This is a genomic window from Mesoplasma photuris ATCC 49581 (assembly GCF_000702725.1).
GTDB lineage: Bacteria > Bacillota_I > Bacilli_A > Mycoplasmatales > Mycoplasmataceae > Tullyiplasma > Tullyiplasma photuris.
The window spans coordinates 92393-100998 of record NZ_JNJI01000004.1; the positions used below are offsets into that span (position 1 = coordinate 92393).

The following is an 8606-nucleotide window of genomic DNA, read 5'->3' on the forward strand; positions in this document are numbered from 1 at the left end:
AATATTTTATTAACCTTCATATACATTAAAAACTAGGTTAAATTGTAAAATATTTTTAACATAGAAGTTCGATGCTTTTCCAGGGGTGTTTTGTGAGAAAAGCACAGTGTATGTTCCTTCTGTTATATTATTAACGTCAATTTCGTCTCAACCTCAGTAATCATATCCATAACCAACATTCACACCATTAGCTGCTAATTCTTCTGGGGATAATTTAGTATAAGTAAATATTCCATTTGGATCGGTAATACCCATTGCTTGCATAACAGCAACTTGTAAATCTATTGTATTAATAATGTGACCACTTTCGTCCACATTTGCAGTGATTGTGATCATGCTATTTGATTCTTCGAATTCTTGAATTGCATTTTTTAGTTGTCATAATGCTGCATGTGCTTCTTTTTCTTCAGTAACAGCTTTAGCAACTTGGATTGCATCTTGTAATTTATCGAAAGCTTCGTCTGATTTTTCACCTTGCTCAATTGCTTCAGCTTCTAATATTAATGCTTGTAGTTCTCATAGATTAGGGGTATATACTGGTGACGCATTAAATTCATCAATTGCATCTTGCAACATTATTATTGCATTATATGCTAGTTTTTCGTCAGTAACTTCTTTAGCGAATTCAATTGCTCCTTGCAATTTATAAAATGCTTCATCAGATTTTAATCCTTGCTCGATTGTTTCAGCTTCTATAATCAATAATCCTAAAGCATCTAAATTAGGAGTGAAATCTGGTGAATTATTAAATTTATCAATGGCAGCTTGCAGTGTTATTTTAGCTTGATCGGCTAAAAGTTCATCTGTAACAGCCTCCGCAATTTTAATTGCATTTTGTAAAGTTTCGAAAGCTTCATCTGATTTTAACTCTTGTTCAATTTCTTTAGCTTGCTTAATCAATATTTTTAATGCATCTAAATTTGGAGTTAAATCTGGTGAATTATTAAATTTATCGATGGCTAATTGTAACGCAGCAATTGCATCACTCGCTAAATGTTCATCGGTTACTTTATTGGCTATTTCAATTGCAGTTTGTAATTCATCAAATGCTTCATCAGATTTCAATCCTTGAGTGATTAAAACAGTTTCTTCAATAAGTATTTTTAATTTATCTAAATTAGGAGTCAGATCAATTGAATTATTGAATTTTTCCATCGCTTTTTCTAAAGTTGCTTTAGCTTCGGCTGCTAAAAGTTCATCAGTAACATATTCTGCATCTTTAATTGCTAATTGTAACTCAAGAAATGCTTCAGGTGATTTCAATCCCTGAGTAATTAATTTAGCTTCTTTGATTTTTTCTTTTAAAGCATCTAAATTCGGAGTTTCATCGGGAGAATTTTTAAATGTGTTAATTGCTGCTTGTAATTCTGATATAGCATTTGGTGCTAATTCTTCAGAATCAACACTTTCAGCAATCGCTATTGCTGCTTGCAATTTAGCAAATTCATCTTCTGATTTTAAACCTTGATCAATTAATTTTGCTGATTGAATAAGTTCTTCTAAAGCATCCAAATTAGGAGTCAAGTCAGGAGAATTATTAAATGTATCAATTGCAGTTTGTAAAACTGTAATAGCACCAAGAGCAAGTGATTCATCATCAATACCATCAGCAACAGCAATTGCTAATTGTAAAGTTAAAAATGCTTCAGTAGATTTTGAACCTTGGGGAATTAATCTAGCTTCTTCGATTTTTAAATTTAAAGCATTTAAATTAGGAGTTTCATCAGGAGAATTTTTAAATGTGTCAATTGCAGTTTGTAAATCAATAATTGCTTGTGCTGCCCCTGTTTCGTCATTGCTGTCAAAAATACTTTTTGCAACTACTATTGCTGCTTCAAATTCAGCAAAAGCTTCAGGTGATTTTGATCCTTGTTCAATATTGTCCGCTATTAAAATAAGTTCTTTTAAAGCATTTAAATTAGGAGTTTCATCAGGAGAATTTTCAAAGATTTCTATCGCTGCATTTAAGGCTTCTATAGCTTGATCAGCTAAAGTTTCATCAGTGACATGTTTAGCATCATTTATAGCTAATTTAAATTCAAGATATGCTTCATCAGATTTTAAACCTTTTTCGATTTTTTCAGCTGTTTCAATAAGTTCTTTTAAAGCATTTAAATTAGGAGTGTAATCATCTGATGCATAAAAATCATTAATCGCATTTTGCAAAGTAATCTTAGCTTCTGATGCTAACGCTTCATCTTTAACCTCATCAGCAATTTCTATTGCTGATTGCAATTTTTGAAATTCTTCATCAGTTTTTAAACCTTGAGGAATTAATTTAGCTTCTTTAACAAGTTGTTTTAAAGCATCTAAGTTTGGGGTTAAAGTATTTGAATTTTCAAATTCTTCAATTGAAGCCTCTAATTCTTTCAGAGCTTCTGCCGCTAACAGTTCATCAGTTACATTATTAGCAATTTCGATTGCCACTTGTAATTTTAAATACGCTTCAGTAGATTTCGAACCTTGGGGAATTAATCTAGCTTCTTCAATTCTTGATTTTAAAGCATTTAAGTTTGGTGTGTAATCATCAGAAGCATAAAAGTCATCAATAGCTTTTTGTAAAATTATAATTGCTGATGAGGCACCTACTTCATCATTGATATCAACAACTTCTTGTGCAACTTCTATCGCAGTTAGTAATTTTCGATACTCTTCTTCGGTTTTTGAACCGATTTCGATTTTTTTAGCTTTTTCAATAAGTTCTTTTAATTCTAATAAATTAGGAGTTAGATCAGGTGATTTCTTAAATGTTTCAATTGCTGAATTTAAAATTTCAATTTCTTGTTTTGCCAAAGTTTCATCTGTAATATGTTTAGCATTATTGATTGCAATTTTTAATTCAAAATATGCCTTATCAGATTTTAAATCTTGGTCAATTAATTCTGCTTCATTAATAAGTATTTTTAATTTATCTAAATTTGGAGTTAAATCTGGTGAATTATTAAATGTATCAATTGCAGCTTGTAAAATCACTTTACCGTCAAGTGCTAGTGCTTCATCCTTAATACTTTCGGCTTCTAAAATAGCGTCTTTTAATGTTTTAAAAACATCATCAGATTTTAAACCTTGATCAATTAGTTTTGCATCATCAATCAACTCTTTTAAAGCATCTAAATTTGGAGTGAAATCTGGCGAATTATTAAATGTTTCAATAGCTAATTGTAAAGTTGTTAAAGCATCAACTGCAAGGATTTCATCATTAACTAATTCAGCATCTTTAATCGCTAATTGTAAAGTTAAAAATGCTTCAGTAGATTTCAATCCCTGAGTAATTAATTTAGCTTCTTTGATTTTTTCTTTTAATGCCATCAGGTTTGGAGTGTTTAATTTTTCTCTAACTTTTTCAAGACGATCTAAAAGAGGAAGTTTATCTTCTTCGTATTTTAGAGCATTTACTTTTATTAAAGCAGCATCGTGTGTAGGTCATGTTAATTCTTTTTCAGCTAATTCAACAGCTTCAATAGCTGCTTGAATTGCATCTACAACTTCTTGAGTTTCAATTGTTATAGATTGAGAAAAGTTTTCAGTAACTATCCCATCAACTTCAAATCCGATATATTCTTCAGTAACTATTCCTGATATTAAAGTTTTAGTTCCAGGATAAAATTCCTTTAAAGATTCGGATTTCTCAATACCTTTAATTGAAACTTCATAAACTCCCAATGTATTTAAGTTGTTGATAATATCATCAACATCTTGTTGAGTCATTTTATTTTTAAATTGGTTTCTTAATTTATATGAGTCTCTAACTTTTTGCATTTTTAAAAAGTCATTTTGCTTATCGCTTGAATATGAAATAACGCTGATAAGCGGTGTTGCTGTAATAGCCAGCGCCACTAATACCGTTAATAATTTTTTCATTTTTTATAGCCTTCTACCCATTTTATAGGAAACAACATTTAAATGTTTACTATTAATATACCCCCCCCCCCCCCCGTCAAGTGGAAAATGCAATTTTGTAAAAAAAACTATCAAAATGATAGTTTTAGACGATTTTTTTAATGATTTTTACTGGTGTAAAACTTTAATATAAAAAAAATACACATGTAAAATGTGTATTTTTTATATTAATAATCTATTTTATTTTTTCTTTGCTGGTGTATCAGTTTTTCTAGTAACTGCCGACATTTTTTTAAAATGTTCATCAGCATCACCTTTTTCAACCTTATGTCCAGTAAGTTCAGCGTTTTTTAAAATGAATTGACCAAACATAGTACCTTTTGAAAACTTTTGTCTTTTAGATGTTCTGGTTCCTTGAGTATAGTTAATATATACTGCATTTTTAGAATCATCTTCAATAACACTTACAATTCTTTTATAAGGAATTGCTTCACCCATGAAAGAAATTTTTTCTTCATCCATTGAAATACCAAATTTTGGTAATGCAAATCATAATGAAATAACATTTGCTAGCAAAATAACTCCTGCAGCAATAACAATTGCTAAAATTGTTGCGAATGCAGTTGTTGCATTACTATCAAAAACTATTTTAGCAGTTGCTGTAAGTGCAATTCCTAATGTACTTAATATTGCAATTAAAATTGACGATACCAATAAGGAAATTAATAATTTAGTTCCAAAGATTTTTGCTTTTGCAGGATTTTTCTTAAAATTTAAGAAGTAATATGTAAAAGCAGCTCCTAATATAACTGTAACTATTAAAATAATGATGCTTATAAGTAATAATGGACTATCAGAACCTGAAGCAGTTTTTAAAAAGTTTGAATTTGAATCTCAAGTCATTTTAGTTACCTGCTACTTGAGCTGCAACTTCTGAAGCAAAATCAGAAACTACTTTTTCAATTCCTTCTCCAACTTCGTAACGAACCATTTCAACTAATTTAGCTTTTTTAGATTCGATAAATGCTCCAACTTTAAAGCTTTCATCAACAACAAATTGTTGATCAGCTAATGAAATTTCTGATAAACGTTTTGAAAGTTTTCCTTTTAAGATTCCGTCTAAAATGTTTTCTGGTTTTCCTTTTAATTTTTCATCATCAGCTGCTTCAGCTTTAATAATGCTGAATTCTGCTTCTTTGAAATCTGCAGGAATTTCGTCCATTGTTTTATAACGAGGTGCCATAGCAGCAACGTGCATTGCAACGTTGTATGCATCTGAAGCTTCAATTGCTCCCTCAAATGATAATAATACAGAAACACGTTTATTAGCGTGGTTGTATAATGTAATTGTTTTTCCAGCTTCTTTATTGATTAATACTAATCTTCTTAATTCAATTTTTTCACCAATTGTTGCTGTTGCACTAATTAATGTATCAGCGATTGTTTCACCTTTTGAAGTTTTAGCTGCTAAAGCTTCTTCTAAAGTTGATGCTTTTGCTGCTAATAAAGTATTTGCAACTTCATCGATTAATGCTAGAAATGCTGCGTTTTGAGCAACATAGTCTGTTTCTGAATTTACTTCAAAGATAACTGCTGCTTCATCGTTTTCTTTTGCAAAAGTTACACCTTCTGCAGCAATTCTATCGGCTTTTTTAGCTGCTTTAGCTAATCCGTTTTCTCTTAATCAAACGATTGCATCTTGAACATTATTGTTTGTAGCTTCTAAAGCTTTTTTACAATCCATCATTCCTGCTTGAGTGATTTCACGTAATTCTTTAATTAATTTTGCATCTACTGCCATTTTATAATTCCTCCGTGTTTTTTAATTATTTAGCTTCTGTGTTTTCTCTTACTGGAGCACCTTCACGTGGTGTGAATTCTTTTTTAGGAGCTTCAGTTTTTAATACTGATGGTGCCATTTTAATTTGTGCACCATTTGCATAAGCATCAACTAAAATGTTGATGATGATGTTTACTGATTCTTGTAAATCATCGTTTCCTGGGATTACTAAGTTAACCATATCTGGATCAACATTTGTATCACATAAAGCGATAACTGGAATGTTTAATTTAATTGCTTCTTTAACTGCGATTTCATCAGTTTTAGGATCAACAACAATTAATGCTGCTGGTAATTTATGCATTTGTTTAATTCCACCTAAAGTTTTTTCTAATTTAGCTTTTTCTTTACCAATTAAGATTTGTTCTTTTTTAGGACGTAATGCTAATTTTCCATTTTTTTCTTCTTCTTCAATTTTTCATAAAGCTTTAATTCTTACTAAAATTGTTTTTAAGTTAGTTAAAGTTCCACCTAATCATCTTTGGTTAACATAGAAGTTTCCTGATCTTAAAGCAGCTTCTTTAACAGCGTTTTTAGCTGAACGTTTTGTTCCTACGAATAAAACTTTATCTCCTTTTGATCCAATGTTTTCTAAAACTTTTCTAGCTTCTTCTAATTGAATCATTGTTTTTTGTAAATCAATAATATGTGTTTTGTTTTTTACACCGTAAATGTATGGTGCCATTTTAGGGTTTCAACGTTTTGTTTGGTGTCCGTATTGAACACCAGCGTCTCATAACTCTTCTCTTGTAATTTCTTTTGCCATTGTAATGGTCTCCTTTTTTTGTTTTACTTCCAAATAGTTCTAACACTCATCACTCTTTTAATTTAATTCGAGCACAGGACAAGTGAATTCTTATTTGTGATTGAATACATTAGTTTAAATATACCAACGGATTAATTTTATCAAAAATGACTTAAAAAAACAAATATAACCGCCTTTTTGTTTTGATAAGAGATGCAATAGCAATAGTATTTGTTAATAAAAAAAGATTAGAAATACTAATCTTTTTAAAGTTAAAATCCATATTTAAAATTATTTAAATTATTTTAAATTAAACAGTTTCTTCTGGAGATTCAATTGGTGCTGATAAATCTATAACTTTAACTTTTAATGGAGTTGTAAGTAATGGAATAATTCTAGAAGTAGTTGGTCCAAAGTTACTTGTAAATGTAACCTCAAAAATTCCTCCTTCACCATCAGATAGGATAGTATCAGCTTTTCCTCAACCACCTTCTTGGTAACCCAATTCAGAAACCTCACGATATTGTTGACCTACTCAAGCATCATCATCTTTAGTAAAGTCTGGTTTTCCTTCTTCTAATCAAGTATTTCCTTCACTAGTATAGTTATCTCAAGATTTAATTTCATCCAAAGTTGATTGTGGTAAAACATAATCACTTGGGAAAATTTTATTTTGTTGAGTAACTACAATAAATAAATCAGCTTGTCCTGAACTAAATACTGAATCCATTTCAGCTAATTTCATTCTTTCATTTTTAACTAAAGTATTTGCTGCTTCAAGAGCTTTAATGTATTCTTGATCTTCTTCATCGTGTTCTGAAGCTTTTAAATCTGCTAAAGCTTTCATCGCATCTCTAACAACTTGTGTTTGAGCATCCATGTCTGCCTGTGTAATTTCTTTATCTTCAGAAGTTTCTTTATCTGATGAACAGGCAATAACAGTTGCTCCAGCAGTAGCTGTTAAACCAACAGCTCCTAACATTGTTAATAGTTTTTTCATATATCTTTTTCCTTCTTCTTTTGAATTCTACATTTCTATATAGAGTGCATTCGTTCAAATGCTACTTCTAATATACCCCCCCCCCCCCGTCAAGCGAAAAGTGGTTTTTTCTGAAAAAAACATGAAAGAGATAGCAAATTTGAATAAATTTAAAGGTTTTTAATAAATTAGGCAAATAAAAAACGCCAATATGGCGCTTAAAGTTTGTATTTCATTTATGTGATTATGCAGGGTTTGTATCGTCATGTAAATGAATTTCAAATTCGTTAGTTATTGATGTTGATCCTGATTTTATTATTCTTTTATCATCTTTATCTTTATTTCCGTATGTTCTAACATCATTTTTAAGTTCTACTGAAACAGATTCAGCACTTTGATCACCTTCTTCTTTATTGTATGATACTATCCCTTTTCCGTCATCTCCAAAACTATTAAGTGTTAAGCCTTGTACTAATTCTCTAAATCCTGTAATTTTTAATGATGCAGCAATTCCTTGAATATCAAACATTAACACTTGTTGTTCTGCTGATTCTAAAGAATTGAAAATATTTTTGTAAAACATTTTAGAAATTTCTTCATCTGTTAATTTTGATAAATCTATTTTTCCTTCTTCGTTAAATCATGATTTATTTAATCAAACTTTTGATGTAAATTTTCCACTAAAGAAAGCTTCTAATTTTCATTCTCCAATTTCGTTTCCGGGTGTGTTGGCAGTATTAATGAATTCTTTTTCACTTATTAAAAATGTAATTTGACCATCAACAGCATTTAATTCAGTAATTAATGCATCTTTTTCAGCTTGAAGTGCTTCTAATTCAGAATTATCTTCACCTTCTTCATCACGAGTAGATGTTGTATCTCCTCCAAGTTCTTGAATTTTTACATTAATTTCATAGATTTTAGCTGCTAGTTCTGATCCTCTTGCTGTTAATTCTGTCATTTTTTCGTCAACAGCTTCTAATTGTTGTTCAGGAGTTTTTGCTTCATCTTTAATTGTTTCTTCTGTTTTATCAGATGAACATGCAACTACTGTTAAAGGAGTTGCAGTAAGTGCGATTGCACCTAATGATACTAATAATTTTTTCATATTTTTCCTCTTATCTAAATACTTATTTTTGTATATGTACAACGCATTTGTTCAAATGCTCATAAATAGTATAGATTACCCCCCCCCCCCCCCC

The 8606-nt window shown here is 30.3% G+C and carries 6 protein-coding genes; all 6 read right to left on the reverse strand.

What is annotated here, in order from left to right; all coding sequences use genetic code 4:
* Window positions 1-9 precede the first annotated feature (9 nt).
* The 6 genes from T347_RS0102705 to T347_RS0102730 all read right to left on the reverse strand — a co-directional run bounded on the left by T347_RS0102705 (window position 10) and on the right by T347_RS0102730 (window position 8512).
* Window positions 10-3861 (reverse strand): hypothetical protein, encoded by a 3852-nt coding sequence (locus T347_RS0102705; protein ID WP_031543039.1) that lies wholly within the window; start codon window positions 3859-3861, stop codon window positions 10-12.
* A gap of 219 nt (window positions 3862-4080) precedes the next feature.
* Complete coding sequence (locus T347_RS0102710) at window positions 4081-4743, reverse strand: hypothetical protein (protein ID WP_031543042.1); 663 nt, start codon at window positions 4741-4743, stop codon at window positions 4081-4083.
* 1 nt (window position 4744) lies between these two features.
* Entirely contained in the window at window positions 4745-5641 is an 897-nt protein-coding gene (tsf, locus tag T347_RS0102715) for a translation elongation factor Ts (RefSeq protein WP_031543044.1), read from the reverse strand.
* A gap of 25 nt (window positions 5642-5666) precedes the next feature.
* On the reverse strand, window positions 5667-6446 hold the full coding sequence (gene rpsB / locus T347_RS0102720; protein ID WP_036228455.1) for a 30S ribosomal protein S2: 780 nt from the start codon (window positions 6444-6446) through the stop codon (window positions 5667-5669).
* 289 nt (window positions 6447-6735) lie between these two features.
* Window positions 6736-7425 (reverse strand): lipoprotein, encoded by a 690-nt coding sequence (locus T347_RS0102725; RefSeq protein WP_031543047.1) that lies wholly within the window; start codon window positions 7423-7425, stop codon window positions 6736-6738.
* A 223-nt stretch (window positions 7426-7648) separates the two neighbouring features.
* Complete coding sequence (locus tag T347_RS0102730) at window positions 7649-8512, reverse strand: hypothetical protein (protein ID WP_031543049.1); 864 nt, start codon at window positions 8510-8512, stop codon at window positions 7649-7651.
* Window positions 8513-8606 lie beyond the last annotated feature (94 nt).